This window comes from Kribbella sp. NPDC050281 (assembly GCF_040655855.1).
GTDB lineage: Bacteria > Actinomycetota > Actinomycetes > Propionibacteriales > Kribbellaceae > Kribbella.
In genome coordinates, this window is record NZ_JBFAKS010000020.1 from 33,945 (window position 1) to 48,962 (window position 15,018).

At 68.1% G+C, this 15,018-nt stretch carries 13 protein-coding genes; 4 read left to right on the forward strand and 9 right to left on the reverse strand.

Annotation, left to right across the window (positions count from 1 at the left end; translation table 11 throughout):
* Window positions 1-17: 17 nt before the first annotated feature.
* Both AB0I34_RS22075 and AB0I34_RS22080 read left to right on the forward strand, forming a co-directional pair.
* Complete coding sequence (locus tag AB0I34_RS22075) at window positions 18-716, forward strand: DUF4191 domain-containing protein (protein ID WP_360447703.1); 699 nt, start codon at window positions 18-20, stop codon at window positions 714-716.
* A 162-nt stretch (window positions 717-878) separates the two neighbouring features.
* Complete coding sequence (locus AB0I34_RS22080) at window positions 879-2,156, forward strand: cyclopropane-fatty-acyl-phospholipid synthase family protein (RefSeq protein WP_360447705.1); 1,278 nt, start codon at window positions 879-881, stop codon at window positions 2,154-2,156.
* On the opposite strand, the gene AB0I34_RS22085 is transcribed toward AB0I34_RS22080, so the two are convergent.
* On the reverse strand, window positions 2,157-2,618 hold the full coding sequence (locus tag AB0I34_RS22085) for an RDD family protein (protein WP_360447707.1): 462 nt from the start codon (window positions 2,616-2,618) through the stop codon (window positions 2,157-2,159). It lies immediately after the preceding gene.
* A gap of 191 nt (window positions 2,619-2,809) precedes the next feature.
* Here AB0I34_RS22085 and glnA point away from each other — a divergent pair, with 191 nt between their 5' ends.
* Window positions 2,810-4,234, forward strand: coding sequence for a type I glutamate--ammonia ligase (glnA, locus tag AB0I34_RS22090; protein WP_360447709.1), 1,425 nt, complete (start codon window positions 2,810-2,812; stop codon window positions 4,232-4,234).
* A gap of 57 nt (window positions 4,235-4,291) precedes the next feature.
* Here the strand turns inward: glnA and AB0I34_RS22095 are convergent, their stop codons facing one another.
* From AB0I34_RS22095 to AB0I34_RS22110, 4 genes are all read right to left on the reverse strand, one after another.
* Window positions 4,292-5,542, reverse strand: coding sequence for an FAD-dependent oxidoreductase (locus AB0I34_RS22095; protein ID WP_360447711.1), 1,251 nt, complete (start codon window positions 5,540-5,542; stop codon window positions 4,292-4,294).
* Between the two features lie 12 nt (window positions 5,543-5,554).
* The gene (locus tag AB0I34_RS22100) at window positions 5,555-6,529 is read right to left on the reverse strand and encodes an ornithine cyclodeaminase family protein (protein ID WP_360447712.1); all 975 of its coding nucleotides are present in this window, start codon (window positions 6,527-6,529) and stop codon (window positions 5,555-5,557) included.
* A gap of 110 nt (window positions 6,530-6,639) precedes the next feature.
* Entirely contained in the window at window positions 6,640-7,866 is a 1,227-nt protein-coding gene (locus AB0I34_RS22105; protein WP_360447714.1) for a helix-turn-helix domain-containing protein, read from the reverse strand.
* A gap of 29 nt (window positions 7,867-7,895) precedes the next feature.
* Window positions 7,896-8,585, reverse strand: a complete 690-nt coding sequence (locus tag AB0I34_RS22110) for a pyridoxamine 5'-phosphate oxidase family protein (protein ID WP_360447716.1) — start codon at window positions 8,583-8,585, stop codon at window positions 7,896-7,898.
* A 181-nt stretch (window positions 8,586-8,766) separates the two neighbouring features.
* Between AB0I34_RS22110 and AB0I34_RS22115 the strand changes: the two genes are divergently transcribed.
* Entirely contained in the window at window positions 8,767-9,531 is a 765-nt protein-coding gene (locus AB0I34_RS22115; RefSeq protein ID WP_360447718.1) for a pyrroline-5-carboxylate reductase dimerization domain-containing protein, read from the forward strand.
* Window positions 9,532-9,536: 5 nt separating this feature from the next.
* Here the strand turns inward: AB0I34_RS22115 and AB0I34_RS22120 are convergent, their stop codons facing one another.
* The 4 genes from AB0I34_RS22120 to AB0I34_RS22135 are packed head-to-tail and all read right to left on the reverse strand — an operon-like array spanning window position 9,537 to window position 15,002.
* The gene (locus AB0I34_RS22120) at window positions 9,537-11,339 is read right to left on the reverse strand and encodes a 2Fe-2S iron-sulfur cluster-binding protein (RefSeq protein WP_360447720.1); all 1,803 of its coding nucleotides are present in this window, start codon (window positions 11,337-11,339) and stop codon (window positions 9,537-9,539) included.
* The gene (locus tag AB0I34_RS22125; protein ID WP_360447722.1) at window positions 11,336-12,124 is read right to left on the reverse strand and encodes an enoyl-CoA hydratase-related protein; all 789 of its coding nucleotides are present in this window, start codon (window positions 12,122-12,124) and stop codon (window positions 11,336-11,338) included. Before AB0I34_RS22125 ends, AB0I34_RS22120 begins: the two co-directional genes overlap by 4 nt.
* On the reverse strand, window positions 12,121-13,968 hold the full coding sequence (locus tag AB0I34_RS22130; protein ID WP_360447724.1) for a CocE/NonD family hydrolase: 1,848 nt from the start codon (window positions 13,966-13,968) through the stop codon (window positions 12,121-12,123). Before AB0I34_RS22130 ends, AB0I34_RS22125 begins: the two co-directional genes overlap by 4 nt.
* Complete coding sequence (locus AB0I34_RS22135; RefSeq protein WP_360447726.1) at window positions 13,965-15,002, reverse strand: membrane dipeptidase; 1,038 nt, start codon at window positions 15,000-15,002, stop codon at window positions 13,965-13,967. Before AB0I34_RS22135 ends, AB0I34_RS22130 begins: the two co-directional genes overlap by 4 nt.
* Window positions 15,003-15,018: the final 16 nt, after the last annotated feature.

Consider the following 15,018-nt stretch of genomic DNA (forward strand, 5'->3'; position numbering starts at 1 on the left):
ACAGGGATCCGGGAGAGATGGCCAAGAACGACGCGCCCGAAGAGAAGAAGACCGGTCGGCTCAAGCAGATCGCCTCGGCGTACAAGCTGACCAAGAAGTCCGACCCGACGGTCGGGCTGGTGCTCGCCGGGATCTTCCTCGGCATCGTCGCGGTCTTCGTGGTGGTCGGCCTGCTGGTCGGGCCGCTGATGGTGTGGATCCCGCTGGGTGTCGCGCTCGGCTTCCTCGCCGCCACGATCATCTTCGGCCGCAAGGTCGAGAAGGCGGCGTACAGCCAGATCGAGGGCCAGGCGGGTGCGGCCGCGTCCGCGCTGCAGACGCTGCGCCGCGGCTGGACCGTGACGCCTGCCGTCGCGGTCACGAAGAACGCCGACATCGTGCACCGGGTCGTCGGCCGTCCCGGCATCGTGCTGGTCGGCGAGGGGCAGGCGAGCCGGGTGAAGAACCTGCTCGCCGCCGAGGGCAAGAAGCACAACCGGGTCGCCGGTGGCGCGCCGGTGATCCAGATCGTGGCCGGTCAGGGCGAGGACGAGATCGACATCCGCAAGCTCACCAAGCACGTGATGAAGCTGCCCCAGGCGCTGCAGCCGTCGGAGATCACCGACCTGTTGCAGCGGCTGAAGGCGCTGGACGCCGTCCGCCCGCAGGTGCCGATGCCGAAGGGTCCGGTGCCGACCAGCCTCAAGGGCGCCAGGCAGGCCATGAAGGGCCGCTGACTCGGCGCTGGGGGGCGACGAGCGAGACGGGGTAACCCGGCGGCCGCTCATCAGTTGATCTGTCCGTGACGTGGCACGAGTGTGCCTTCGTGTCGCGTCGTGGGGCGGAGGTTGGGCCTTAAGGTGCGACCAGGACGGATCGAGGACACGAGGTTGACGATCATGACGGATCTCCTGCCGGCTGTGCATCAGCCGGTGACCGAGACGTGGCCGACACTGGCCCGCCCTCGGTCGAACCCGGTCCGCCGGGCCGGCGCGCTGGCTGCGCTCCGTCTGATCGCCAGAGATCTGCCGGCCACGATCCACCTCGAGAACAGGTCGTACGGCCTGGGCGGACCGGCGATGCGGGTGCACCGCAGCGCGGCGTTCCTGGACCGGCTGGGTCACGACGCCGGGTCCGGATTCGGTGAGGCCTATCTGGCCGGCGACTGGGATCCCGAACCGGGCACCGACCTGTCCGATCTGCTGGTCCCGTTCGCCGAGCGGTTCAGCAACGAGGAGACCCGGCACCTGCTGCCCAAATGGGCACAGTCGCTGCGCTGGCTGGTGACCCGGTCCCAGCCCGGCGACCAGGAGAACGACCGGGCCGGCGCCCGCGAGAACGTCAGCCGCCACTACGACCTCAGCAACGCGATGTTCTCCGAGTTCCTCGACCCGACCCTGACCTATTCGGCGGCGTACTTCGGGCCCGCCGCCGCAGCAGACCTGGCCACAGCGTCGTACGACGAACTGACGCAGGCGCAACTGAACAAGCTCGACGCGATCCTCGACGCGGCCGGGGTGGTGTCCGGATCGCGGGTGCTCGACATCGGGTGTGGCTGGGCCAGCCTGGCGATCCGCGCCGCGCAACGCGGTGCCTGGGTCACCGCGATCACGATCGCCTCGCAGCAGGCACTGATGGCCCAGCGCCGGATCGCCGACGCCGGCGTGAGCGACCGGGTGCAGGTGGCGTTGCGTGACTACCGCGACCAGATCGGCGAGTTCGACGCCGTACTGAGCGTGGAGATGATCGAGGCGGTCGGCGAGAAGTACTGGCCGGTCTACTTCGACGCGATCGAGCGGCGGCTCGCGCCCGGCGGGGTCGCGGTGGTGCAAGCGATCGTGATGCCGCACGAGCGGATGCTGGCCACCCGGAACACGTTCACCTGGGTGCAGAAGTACATCTTCCCCGGCGGCCTGATCCCCTCGATCAAGGTGATCGAGGACGTCACCACGCGGCACGCCGGCCTGCGACTCGAGGTGCTCCGGCATCTCGGCGCCGACTACGCGCGCACCCTGCGGATCTGGCGCAACCGCTTCATCGAGCGCGGGCCGGCCATCGCCGCTCTCGGCTTCGACGAAACCTTCCGCCGGATGTGGGAGTTCTACCTCGCGTACTCCGAGGCCGGCTTCCGCACCGGCTACCTGGACGACGTCCAGCTCCGGCTCACGCGGCGCTGACTACCGCAGTACGACGGCGGTGTTCGCGGCGCGATCGTGGAGGCCACGGCGGTCGCGGTCGTAGACGACGGCCGGAATCAGCAGGCAGATCAGGAACGCGCGGATGACGCCGGCCAGCAGCCCTGGTTGCGTCGTGTAACTGGTGGCGCCGCGGATCGGGATCACCCGCATCCCGCACACACGGTGACCGATGGTGCCGCCGGCCAGCCCGGTCAGGATCGCGGTGATGGCGAAGAAGGCGACCAGTTGCGCGGTCCCGAAATCATTGCCACCCGCCCACATGGGCTTCGACGTGACCGCGGACGCGATCAGCCCGGCGATCAGCCAGTCCAGCAGCAGCGCCAGCACCCGGCGGCCCCAGCCCGCGACCGAGCCCGGTCCGGTGGCCGGGAGCCCCAGCCGATTCCCCGGGAACCGGAATTCCTCGGAGGGTCCTGTGCCCGGCTGCGCGGATGATGCCATGATGGCTAGCCTACGGAAGCGGTCCGGGCCGGGACACAGCGGACCGGGAGATCTCAGGCCGTCACCGCCGTACACCAGTGGGTCAGCGCGGACACGCTGGGCGTAACATCCGCGAAACATTGGGGTCACGGCCGAGTAATCGGCAGGCCCTACGTTCAGATGCAATCTCTGAGCCACCCCGAGGAGTACGTATGTTTTCCAGCGCTGAGGAGCTGCTCGCCTACGTCAAGGACGAGGGCGTCGAGATCATCGACGTCCGGTTCTGCGACCTGCCGGGCATCATGCAGCACTTCACCGTCCCGGTGTCGTCGTTCGGACCGGAGGTCTTCGAAGAAGGCCTGATGTTCGACGGGTCGTCGGTACGCGGGTTCCAGCAGATCCACGAGTCCGACATGAAGCTGCTGCCCGACCCGACCTCCGCCTTCGTCGACGAGTACCGCGGCACCAAGACGCTGGCCATCAACTTCTTCGTGCACGACCCGCTGACCGGCGAGGCGTACAGCCGCGACCCGCGCAACATCGCCCGCAAGGCGCAGGAGTACCTGAAGTCGACCGGCATCGCGGACACCGCGTTCTTCGCGCCGGAGGCCGAGTTCTACGTCTTCGACGACGTCCGGTTCGAGACCAAGGCGAACTCCGGCTACTACTCGATCGACTCGGTCGCCGGCGCCTGGAACACCGGCCGGGTCGAGGACGGCGGCAACCGCGGCTACAAGGTCCGCTACAAGGGTGGCTACTTCCCGGTCGCGCCGACCGACCACTTCGGCGACCTGCGCGACGACATCACGCTGGCGCTGGAGCGGGCCGGCCTGCTCGTCGAGCGCGCGCACCACGAGGTCGGTACGGCGGGTCAGGCGGAGATCAACTTCCGCTTCGACGAACTGCTGAAGACCGCGGACAACCTGCAGAAGTTCAAGTACATCGTCAAGAACACCGCCTGGGCGGCCGGCAAGACCGCGACGTTCATGCCGAAGCCGATCTTCGGTGACAACGGCTCCGGCATGCACTGCCACCAGTCGCTGTTCTCCGGCGGCGACGCGCTGTTCTACGACGAGTCCGGGTACGGCGGCCTGTCCGACGTGGCCCGCTGGTACATCGGCGGCCTGCTCAAGCACGCCCCGTCGCTGCTGGCCTTCACCAACCCGACGGTGAACTCCTACCACCGTCTGGTGCCGGGCTTCGAGGCGCCGGTCAACCTGGTCTACTCGCAGCGCAACCGCTCGGCCTGCATCCGGATCCCGATCACCGGGTCGAACCCGAAGGCGAAGCGGATCGAGTTCCGCTGCCCCGACCCGTCGGCGAACCCGTACCTGGCCTTCGCGGCGCAGCTGCTGGCCGGCCTGGACGGCATCCGGAACAAGATCGAGCCGATCGACCCGGTCGACAAGGACCTCTACGAGCTCCCCCCGGAGGAGCACGCGAGCATCCCGCAGGTCCCCACCTCGCTCCCCGCCGTGATCGACGCCCTCGAGGCCGACCACGCCTTCCTGCTCGAAGGCGACGTCTTCACCGAGGACCTGATCGAGACCTGGATCGACCTCAAGCGCGAGCAGGAAATCGCCCCCATCCAGCTCCGCCCCCACCCCCACGAGTTCGAGCTGTACTACGACGTGTAAGCACCATCTGACGAGTCCACCCGTGGCGCCTGAGGGGGCCCGGGTGGACTTGTTGCGTTAGCAGGTGATACGGGCGGGGGTGAAGGGGGTCAGCGGGGCCGGTGTTCGGCCGGTCATGATGAGGTCGGACATGAAGAGGCCGGTTGCCGGGGCCAAGGTGATTCCGGACATCGAGTGGCCGGTCGCCAGATAGACGTTCTCGAAGCCGGGCGCGCGTCCGAGGATCGGCAGGCCGTCGGCGGCGAGGGGTCGCATGCCGACCCACTCGTCCTCGACGGTGTCGTCGGGCCAGTCCGCCAGATACCTGCTCGCCCCAGTTTTGATGGCGCGGATGCGGCGTTCGTCCAGACGCAGATTGAGGCCGCTCAGCTCCATCGTCCCGGAGACGCGCGTCTTGCCGTCGGACAGCGGCGTGACGACCACCTTCGATTCACCGAAATGGATGGGCCGCAGCGGCTGGGTCCGGGGACGGATGGAGAAGCTGTAGCCCTTGCCCGCCTGCATGAGCAGCCTGACGTCGAGCATCCGCGCGAGGGGCTCGGTCCAGGCTCCGGCGGCCAGTACGACGTTCTCGACCGTGAACCGTCCCGACGAGGTACGCAGCGCGGTCGCCCGCCCGTTGCGATGCTCGATTCCGGCAACCTCGGTGCCCTCGAAGATCTCGGCGTCGACCTGGCCGAGGGCGTCCGCGAATCCGCAGCTGATCCGCGCCGGGTCGACGTGCGCCTCGCCTTCGATCACGAACCCCGCGGTCACCTCGTCGGACAGAACCGGCTCCGCCGCGTGCAACTCGTCCCCGGTCAAGATTGCCTCGGGCAACGGATATCCGTACGCCGACAGGACCCTCAGCCGGTCGAGGTCGGCCTCGAGCGCACCGGCCTGCAGGGCGACCATCAGGATCCCCTCGCGCCGGATTCCGAAGTCGATCCCGCGAGCGGTGAGTTCGGCGTACAGGGCGTGGGTCTTTTCGCCCAGCCGTGCCGTCGCCAGCATTCCGCGCTGAAACGCACCGTCGTTGCAGTGGCGCCAGAACCTCCACGCCCAGTGGATGAAGTCAGGGTCGGCTCGCAGCGCGAAGTAGATCGGCGATGCCGGGTCCGACAAAGACCTCACCGTGTAGCTCACCAGCCCCTTCGCAGGGATCGGCGCGGCGAACGAGGGAGCGATCCAGCCGCTGTTGCCCCACGAAGCCCCGCTGCCGACCCGGCGGGCTTCGATCACCCGCACCGCCGCGCCCGCTTGGGCCAGGTAGTAGGCGGTGGCGAGACCGATGGCCCCGCCCCCGACAACGGTGACTTCTTTGGTCACGACCGGCTCCTGTCAGGGAAAGTCGATCACGACGCCGATGCCCTCACGCTGCGCAAGCGTGACGATCGATGCTGCTGCCGCGACGTCTTGGATCGCCAGTCCCAGGGACTCGAACACGGTGATCTGGTCCGTCGTCGTCCGCCCGGCCCGAGTGCCGACGAGCAACTCACCGACCTCGGGTGGATCGAACGAGTCGGTGAGGGCGCCTTCGCCGAGTGGTATCAGCATGTCGCCGGCGTTGGCGAAGGCGCCCTCGCGGCTGTCGACGGCGAAGACGTCCGCCTTCCGCACCAGGTTGGTGCAGAGCTCGCGACCCTCGCGGTGGAAGGCGCCTACCGCGTTGAGGTGAGTGCCTGGGGAGATCCAGTCGCCGTCGATCAAGGGGTCCGTCGACGACGTGACGGTACAGATCAGGTCCGCTCCGTCCACGGCGGACTGCACGCTGTCGCAGATCTCGACCTCGAAGCCGCGAGCCTCGGCCCACCGAACGAACTCGAGTGCTCGTGGTTCGGTCCGGTTCCAGACGCGGACGCGCCGGAGTTTGCGGACCTCGGCCATCGCCAGAAGGTGGCTCCGGGCCTGGACTCCGGCGCCGATGATGGCGAGATCACCTGCATCCGGGTTGGCCAGCAGATCGGTGGCAGCACCCGAGGTCGCCGCGGTGCGAAGCTCCGTCACCACTCCGCCCTCGAGCAGCGCCAGCAGTACGCCGGTCACGGGATCGAGCAGAGCGACGAACGCCTGGATCACCTCCAGGCCACGCTGCTGGTTCCCAGGAACGATCGTCAGCACCTTGAGCCCGACGCCTCCTTCGACAGAGGCCGGCTTGAGCCATACAGACCCATCGAACGCCGGCGGGTCCAGCACCACGCGAGGCGGCTGGAACACCTCTCCCCTGCCGTGCGCGGCCATCGCGGAGCGCATCAACTCCACCGCGTCGCCCATCGGGAACGCCGCCCGTACGTCCGTCGCAGTCAGTACCAGCATTCCGGCGTCTCCATCCCGAATCGCGTCACGCGTTCACGCTAGGGGGATGGTCGTGCGCCAGGCATTCTCCCGTCGTCGGAAAGCGGCGGCCCGCTCTCCTCCTCCTGTAGCTAACTTCTGAGCCCGATCAGCCGGGCGATCTTCAGGCCCAGGTGGTACACAAGGCGGTCCTCCCCGTTGGACAGGTGGGCGCCGGTCAGTTCTTCGATCCGCTGGAGCCGGTAGTACAGCGTGGTGCGATGCACGAACAGTTGCTCCGCCGTTGCTTGGACGTCTCCTGCGTTCTCCAGGAACGCCTCGAGGGTGTCGACCAACTGGGCGCCCTTCGGACCCGATCCGATCAACTGGAGCAACCCGGGTGGCACGCAGGTCTCGTCGAGTTCACGACTCGGGATTCTGGTGAGCAGTCCGTAGACGCCGAGCTCCTCGTGGGACATCACGCGATCCGGGCCGCCCATGACGCGAGCCACGCGGGCTGCTCGTTGTGCCGTCTCGTACGAGCTGTGCGCATCGGTCAGATCGCCGGCCACGCTGCCGATGCCGGCGTACGGATCGCTGCCGGGCAGATCCGCCAGGATGCTCGACAGCAGATCACGCACCAGCGCGACCTTCTCCGTGCCGCCGAACATCGGGTCCTTGTCGGAGAGCAGGAGGAGCCCGTGGTCTCGCCGGACCAGGCAGATGTGACGACGATCGCTCAGCCGGCGTCCCGCGCGATCGAGCCATCCACCGAGTACGTCGCGCTCGTTCTCGGACAGCCCGCGACCGTCCGCGGACAGTGTGACGACCACGACGCACACCGGCTCGGCTGCGACGAAATAGTCGGCGTCGACGAGGTCGGCGGCGGCGTGCCGACGAGCGGCCAGGTCGCCGGCCAGAATCAGCTCATGGGCAAGATCGCGAATCCTGCTCTTGCTGAACTCCTCAGCCAGTTGGTCTCGATGCAGGGCGGCAGCCAGCGTCTCGGTCGTCTGGGAAACAGTCTTCAGCTCTTCCGCGGTGAGCTCGTTCTCCCCCTCGACGATCCAGATGTACCCGACCAGTGCGCCCTGCCACCGGATCGGGACCACCAGCCGTTGATGAGTGCAACCGATCCGGGGATCGATCGGCGGCCGGAACGGCTCCACCGCGGTCCGCGCTCCGGCCGCCTGCGTCCAGGCCAGGACTTCCGGACGTACGTCGTGCTGCTGGAAGATCGACTGCCGGCGGAGCCGGTCGACGGGGCCGTACTCGTGCGAGGAGAAGGCCAGTTGACGCATCCAGGCATCGTCGACGGTCACGTTGCGCTGGATCTTGTGGCCGAGAGCATCAACCAACCGTTGGAGCTCTGACGTCATCCCCCGACGATAGCGTCCGATGGCCGGTGTCACACTCCCGTTCTGCCCTGGCCCCACAACCGCAGATACTCGGGGACCGCCGTACCGGCCGGCACATGCTCGTCCGGGACCGGCTCACCAGGTGTCACCCGCAACGGGAGCTCGCCCGCCCAGACAGGTAGGGCTCGATCCGCTGCCGCGTCGTCCCCGTCGCCGGTGCGCACCTTGACGGAGCACTCGTCGAGCGGGATGGACACCAACAGGGCACTACCGAGCTCCGCATCCGTCAGCGGTCGCAGGTCCGGCAACCGGCCCGGGATGCACTTCTCGACCAGAGCCAGCATGCGTTCCAGCTTGGCCTCGGGATCCTCGACCGCCGTACCCCTGCCCAGAACGACGACCGAGCGATAGTTCACCGAGTTCTGCAGGACGGAGCGGCCCATCGCCAGGCCGTCGAGAACCGTGGCTTCCACGCAGACCGGCGCGCCGTCGGCGATCAGGTTGAACATCCGGTTCTTGCGGGATCCATGGATGAGCAGTTCATCGCCGACCCGGACGTGCAGGGTGGGCAACACGTACGGCTGGTCGTCGACGACGAAGCCGACGTGACACATGAGGGACTCGTCCAGGATCTCGTGGACCTTGTCGAGGTCGTACGACGCCCGGGCGGGTCGACGCCGGACCCGGACCCGCGGACTCGCGGGCCCCGTCGACTTGTCGGTCGCACCTCTACTCGGCATGCTTTGCGGCCTTCCTGCCGGCACATTCCTTCTCTGCACCGATCCTCGGCAGGCCCGGCCGCGATTGCTAACGACAGGTGATGCAAAACGCGCGGCACGGGTCCGACGTGCGACGCAAGTACGGACGGCTCGACCGCTCTACGGTTCAGATGACCGTTCGTCCACCTGACAGAGGATCCTCATGATCGGCTTCGTCGGCGCAGGAAACATGGCCAGTGCAATCGCGCGTGGGCTCGGTGAGCCGGTCTACGCCACCGACGCGGGTTCCGGGCGGGCGGCGGCGCTCGTGGCCGAGCTGGGCGGAGAGGTGATGCCCACCAACGCCGATCTCTTCAAGCGCTCCGAAACAGTCTTCCTGGGTCATCGTCCCGACCAGCTGGCCGAGATCGCCAAGGGTGTCGACGCGACGGGGAAGATGGTGATCTCGATGATGGGCCCGACCACCGTCGCCGAGCTCCAGGCCGCCTACCCCGGTGCCACCGTCGTACGGACGATGCCCAACACGCCGGTCGAGGTCCGCCGCGGCGTGGTTGCCGTGGCCGCGGGCGGCGAGCCCGCGGTCGAGCTCCTCTCCCGGCTCGGGACGGTCGTAGTCCTTCCGGAGCGCCAGATGGACCTGGCCACGGCGACGGCCGGGGTCATGCCCGCCTACATCGCTGTCCTGGCCGAGGCGGCGATCGACGCCGCGGTCTGCCACGGCCTCGACCTCAAGAGCGCGAAGGCCATGTTCCTGGAGACCATGGCCGGCACGGCCGAGCTCCTGATCAAACGCGACGGCGACACCCTCGCCGTACGCCGTGAGGTGGGCACACCGGGCGAGTCCACGGTCCGCGGTGTCGCGGCCCTCGAACGGAACAACGTTCGTACGGCGTTCATGGACGCCTACCACGATGTCCTCACCCGCCTGAGCCGTCCGTACACCGGCGGCGCCATCGTGGCCGACTGACACCCCTATTCGGGAGGCCTGGGCAACCGCAGTACGACGGGGCCGGTGGGCACTGCGGAACAGGCCAACACCGCCCGCGATCCCGGCGGGAGTGCGGGATCGATCAGGTACGAGACTTCGCCGTGCACAAGGTCGAGCGTGCAGGAGCCGCACGCGCCGGACCGGCAGGCGGAGAGCACGCGAACCCCATGACTCTCGGCGAGTTCGAGAAGGGTGCCGTCGGCATCGGTCCAGGTCGCTGCCGTGCCGTCGGGAAGGTAGGTCACCTGATGCGGGCCGGGCCCTGGTGCGGGCCGCAGGGCGGGCACTTCCGTCGCAGGCGAGAGGAACGGGTCGGAGTGGATGCGATCCGCGTCCACTCCCGCCGACCGGAGGACTCGGGACACCATGGCCACGAAGTCGGTCGAGCCGCACACCAGTGCTTCCGCGTCGGCATAGAGGTCGCCGGCCAGACTGCCGAGAATGTCGCGCTGGGTGGGACGTCGAGCGGCGCGCCGCGTCTCGAAGAGCGTGGCCGTCGCCCCGGACTGTCGAGCGAGCTCGACCACCTCGGGCCAGAGCGTCGCGCTCTCCTTGCTCGCGTCGACGTGCAGCAAGGAGACCGGGCGGCCGTCAGCGGCCGTCACCAACTGCTGCAACGCCGCAGCCACGGGGGTGATGCCGATACCGGCGCTCACCAGGTACAGCGGCCGCGGCTCTCGCGAGAGCATGGGGACTCCGAACGGACCTGAGATGAGCAGGCGGTCTCCAGAAGCCAACAATGCAAGGCTTTCCGAGACCGCACCGCGCAGACGCACGGTGATCCGGATCCGATCGTCGCACCGACCGGAGACGCTGTAGGCACGCCAGGTCAGTGCAGCTGTCGCTGTCGGCAGGTGCACTCGGATGTGCTGACCGGCGGCCACCGACTGACGGTAGGGATCGCGGAGCCACACGCTGATCGTCCGGTCATCCTCGCGAACCGTCTCGAGCACCTCAGCCTCCCGCGGCCAGGGATGCATGACCTCACGACGTTCCCGCAGCCTCTCGACGAGCCGTACCGGATCGGGCCGGCCACTCACCACCACCGGCGAACCGACCTGAAGCCGTGCGGGTCCGACCAGGCGTGCGTAGACGCCCAGGTGCGGGAGACCGACGGCCCGGGTGAGCAGGGATGGGAACCCCAGGTCCCGCTCCCCGGACCCCGGATTCGCAGACGTCGCGCGGCAGCGGGCGGTCGGCCGGATCACTTCGGCCTCGCAGTCGCCGAGACGGATCCGCCGGCCCACCCACGACAGTTCGGCGAAGGCGGGCAGACCGTCGACGTACACGTTGGCGCGGAATCGGCGGATGTCGAGAGTGGTGCCCGTGAGTTGCTCGAGCACGCGGATCGTCGCCAGGTTGATCACGGACAGTTCGGCGTCGGCGACGTCCCACAGCGCCGCCGCATCGCCGTGCACGAGTCGCAGGCCAGATTCTCCGAACCACTGGCGCAGTACAGCCTCTTGGTGCGGCTGAGCCTGGTCCGAGCGCACCGACGGTCCGTCGGGGTGAGCGCGGTGACGAAGCTCGACCACTCCGGGCGTGGGCATGGTCACAGTCACCTGCGTCATGTCGGGATCGCGCGCCACCTGCTTGAAGGCGGATCGCAGCCGCCACGGCGTCCGGGGCGGTACCGGCTGATCACCGCGCGCGATCGCGACCGAGCGGTCGTGGATGGCTCCAGTGCCGGGCAGTACGTCGACCCCATCGACTGCCACGCCCGCGGCACCCTTGACCGGATACACCCAGACAGAGTCGACGAATCCGGTCGTGGTCTCCTCGGTCACACCCGTCCCAGCCGGTCGCTGTACGCCGGTTTGCGGTTCTCGCGGAGCGCGGCGATCGCCTCCTTGGCGTCGGCCTCGGCGGCGAGACGGCCGGTCATCCGTTGCTCGAACTCGTAGCCGGCCTTCAAGTCCATGAACTCGACGGTGTTCATGGCTTCCTTCGCGTGGCGGAGTGCAGCCAAGCTGTGCCGCGTCATCTTCTCCGCCAGGCCGAGCGCCACGTCGAGCAGTTCGTCGTCCGGTACGACGCGCAGCACCGCGCCGTACTGAACGAGCTCGGACGCGGGCCACGGCTCGGCGGTGAAGTACATCGCACGCACGAGTGGTTGGGGAAGCAGGCGGGCGAGGTGGCGTGCACCGCCCATCACGCCGACGCTCACCTCCGGCGTACCGAAGCGAGCGCTCTCACCGGCCACGACCACATCGCAGCTTGCCGCGATGGCCAGACCAGTCCCGAGCGCCGCGCCGTGGACCGCGCCGATCACCGGCACCGGGCAGTCGTAGATCGAGGCGAACGCGTCCCGGACCAGCCGCATCCGCCCGGCGGAGTTGACCTCGGTCAGGGTGAGGAACTCCTCGAGCTCGTTCCCCGCGCAGAAGTGCTTCCCGGCGCCGGTGAGCACGACTGCCTTCGTACCCGGCAGTACTTCGTCGAACCGGCCGAACAGGTCGCGGATCTCCTCGTACATGTCCAGGTTGACCGCGTTGACCGGTCCCCGGTCCAGCGTCACGACTGCGGTCGCGCCCTGCTGATGCGTCGACAGGTGCTCGTACGGCGTACTCATGCCGTGACCGGGACGATCGGAAGCAGGATGTGTGACGGGTGCGACGCATCCCGATAGACCGTCTGTGTCGCCGGTACCGGATCACCTGGCGCGCCACCCAGGTTGGTGTTCCGGTCGAACCGCGGGAAGTCCGCCGAGCTGACGTCGACCCGGATCCGGTGGCCGGCCTTGAACCGGTTCGCGGTGACCCACATGTCGATCTCCAGCGGGTAGACCTCACCGGGTACGAGCGGTTCCGCGCCACGATCGAGATCGCGATACCGCGCCCGCAGCAGACCGTTCTGCAGCTGGACAGCCCGTCCGTCCGGACCGACGTCGCTCAGCCGTACCGCGAAGTCGGTGTCCACCGCGGACGAGCTCGCGTGCAGCACGGCCCGAAGGTTGCCCACAACATCGATGTCCTGGGCAAGCGGTTCGGTCGTGTAGATCAGTACGTCGTTGCGCTGCTGGACCGCGCTGACATCCACGCTCCCGGGCGGATAGACCCAGGAGACGATGCTGCCGCCCACGGTCGGAGTCGGGTCGAGCGGGTCGTAGACGTACTGGTCCACCGCCTGCTGCTCCTGCGGAGGCGTCGTCGTCAACGTCCCGCCGGAGCCGAGATAGTACGGCGTGTCCACCGCCTCGGGCAGCGGCCAGTCGTCCGCGCTGCGCCACTCGTTGGCGCCCATCAGGTAGTAGATGACGCGCGGCCATTCGTCGATCGAGCCGTCCCGCACGGTCTGGTACCAGCGCAGCGTGAAGTCGACGTTCGACCAGTGGTTGTGCTGCAGCTCCGGGTGCTCCCCCATCCGCTCCTTGTAGCCGACCGAGTTGTGGGAGGAGGGGGTGATGATGATCCGGGCTTGGGAGCGCAAGGGTTCGGGAGCGTGTTTCCGGAGAAGCTCGAAGGTCGCCAGCGCGTCGTTGATGAACCAGTCGTACCAACCGGTGCGCAACAGCGGGATCGCCTGGAACTCGGCGACCTGTCGCGCGGGCTCGACGGAAGGCAACGTGTGCCGGTCGAGCGAGATGCCCTGGCCGAAGAGCGGCCCGATGTTCTCGGCATCGACGATGGTGACGTGCGGCGACCCGGTGAGTTCACGGACGAACTCGGCCCGCTCCGGGCAGCTCAGCGAGCAGTAGTGCGCCCACAGCCAGGCCTGCGCCTCGACCGGCGACAGATCCTTCAGCGCGGGGAACGCGTCCGTCAGCTCTCCCAGCATCGGATGGACGAAAGGCTCGTTGAAGAACCCCGTCGACAGCGTCTCGTCCAGCATCATCGGCTCGACCTGCCAGTGCGGGAGATCCGTCTTCTCCTCCCCGTGGCCGATCGTGTGGGCGAGTGCGTTGACCACCATGTGCAACGACGCCGTCTTGGTCCCGACCCCGATCCCGCTGACTTCCGGAACGATCGTGGTCATCTTCGGATGCCTCGCCATCGGCCACTGCACCTGACCGACGTACGAGCCGCCTAGGGACCCGATGAATCCGTCGCACCAGTCCTGAGCGCTGACCCACTCGACGAAGTCGTAGCCGTCCTGCGGCTCGAACATGTAGAAGTCGTGGTCCTCGGGTTCGCTGTCCCCGGTGCCACGGAGATCTTGTACGGCGACGACGTACCCCCGGCGGGCGAACGCCAGGAAGGGCGCCACCAGGTTGTCGCCGTCGCGGCCGTACGGCGTACGTACTGCGATCACCGGTGCCGGCGTCTTCGGCGGCAGGTACAGGTCGGTAGCGAGTTTGACGCCGTCCCGCATCGACACGTTCACGGTCTCGATCGTGACGTCAGCCGCCGCGAACTGCGCCGGCGTCCGAACGTCCTTGCTCCTCAACGCGTACTGGAGGTCGTCCGACACGCTCATCTGGCCGCGACTCCCATCACGTCACGGAGAACACGCAGCACGTTCTCGCCGAGGATCTTGCGGATGTCGGCCTCGCGGAACCCGCGGCGCACCATCACCTCGGTGATCTTCGGGAAGTCGGAGGGACGCACGATCTCGGCCCGCTCGTACTCGACGCCGTTGGTCGGGGCACCGACCCAGCCGCCGAACACATGCTGGTAGTAGTCGTCGATGATGTCCGGCCCCAGGCCGACATGATCGATGCCGGCGACATCGATGATGCGCTCGATGTGGTCGACGACGCGTTCGGCCGTCGGGGACTTCGCGTCGATGAAGAACGGAATCGCGGCCGCGACCCCGATCACCCCGCCGAGCTCCGCGATGGCCTTCAGTTGCTCGTCGCCGAGGTTGCGGTGGCTGTCGGTGATGCCGAGACAGGCCGAGTGCGTCGCGAGGAACGGCCGGGTCGCCAGCGACAGCACGTCCTCGACACCGCCGATGCCGAGATGGCTGATGTCGAAGACGATGCCCAGCTCTTCCATCTCGCGCAGCGCGCGGATGCCCTCCGGCGTCAGCCGGCTGCGTGAGGTCGCGTCCAACCCGCTGCCGTCGGCGAGGAACGTCCGCGCGTAGTGCGCCATCGAGATCACCCGGACCCCGACCCGGGCCAGGGTCCGCACCAGTTGCGGGTCCTGCCCGATGGCGTGCGCGCCCTCGAGCGCGATCACCAACGCGATCCGTCCGGACGACGTCGCGGCATCGACATCCGCGCCGGTCAGGCACACGGCCACGTCGTCGCTGTACTCCGCCGCGAGCTCGTGGATCCGCTCGATCAGCAGCAAGGTACGACGCAAGGCCCCTTCGGACTGGAACTGGTCCTCGATACAGATCGGCAGGACCTGTACGTCGACCCCGCCGGCGCGCAACTCCGGCAACCAGAACTGGCCGAAGTGGTCGGGTTGCTCGCGCCGGTCGAAGTGGTCCACCAACAGGATCAGGTCGTTGTGCGTGTCGACCACAACGGCGTCGTCGTGAAGCAGGCGTGGATCGGTCATACGCAAAGACACCTCG

Excerpts from the sequence above, each read along its gene's own strand:
- AB0I34_RS22075 (WP_360447703.1), top strand. The coding sequence starts at position 18 with ATGGCCAAGAACGACGCGCCCGAAGAGAAGAAGACCGGTCGGCTCAAG.
- AB0I34_RS22080 (WP_360447705.1), top strand. The coding sequence starts at position 879 with ATGACGGATCTCCTGCCGGCTGTGCATCAGCCGGTGACCGAGACGTGG.
- AB0I34_RS22085 (WP_360447707.1), bottom strand. The coding sequence starts at position 2,618 with ATGGCATCATCCGCGCAGCCGGGCACAGGACCCTCCGAGGAATTCCGG.
- glnA (WP_360447709.1), top strand. The coding sequence starts at position 2,810 with ATGTTTTCCAGCGCTGAGGAGCTGCTCGCCTACGTCAAGGACGAGGGC.
- AB0I34_RS22100 (WP_360447712.1), bottom strand. The coding sequence starts at position 6,529 with ATGCTGGTACTGACTGCGACGGACGTACGGGCGGCGTTCCCGATGGGC.
- AB0I34_RS22105 (WP_360447714.1), bottom strand. The coding sequence starts at position 7,866 with ATGACGTCAGAGCTCCAACGGTTGGTTGATGCTCTCGGCCACAAGATC.
- AB0I34_RS22110 (WP_360447716.1), bottom strand. The coding sequence starts at position 8,585 with ATGCCGAGTAGAGGTGCGACCGACAAGTCGACGGGGCCCGCGAGTCCG.
- AB0I34_RS22115 (WP_360447718.1), top strand. The coding sequence starts at position 8,767 with ATGATCGGCTTCGTCGGCGCAGGAAACATGGCCAGTGCAATCGCGCGT.
- AB0I34_RS22125 (WP_360447722.1), bottom strand. The coding sequence starts at position 12,124 with ATGAGTACGCCGTACGAGCACCTGTCGACGCATCAGCAGGGCGCGACC.
- AB0I34_RS22130 (WP_360447724.1), bottom strand. The coding sequence starts at position 13,968 with ATGAGCGTGTCGGACGACCTCCAGTACGCGTTGAGGAGCAAGGACGTT.
- AB0I34_RS22135 (WP_360447726.1), bottom strand. The coding sequence starts at position 15,002 with ATGACCGATCCACGCCTGCTTCACGACGACGCCGTTGTGGTCGACACG.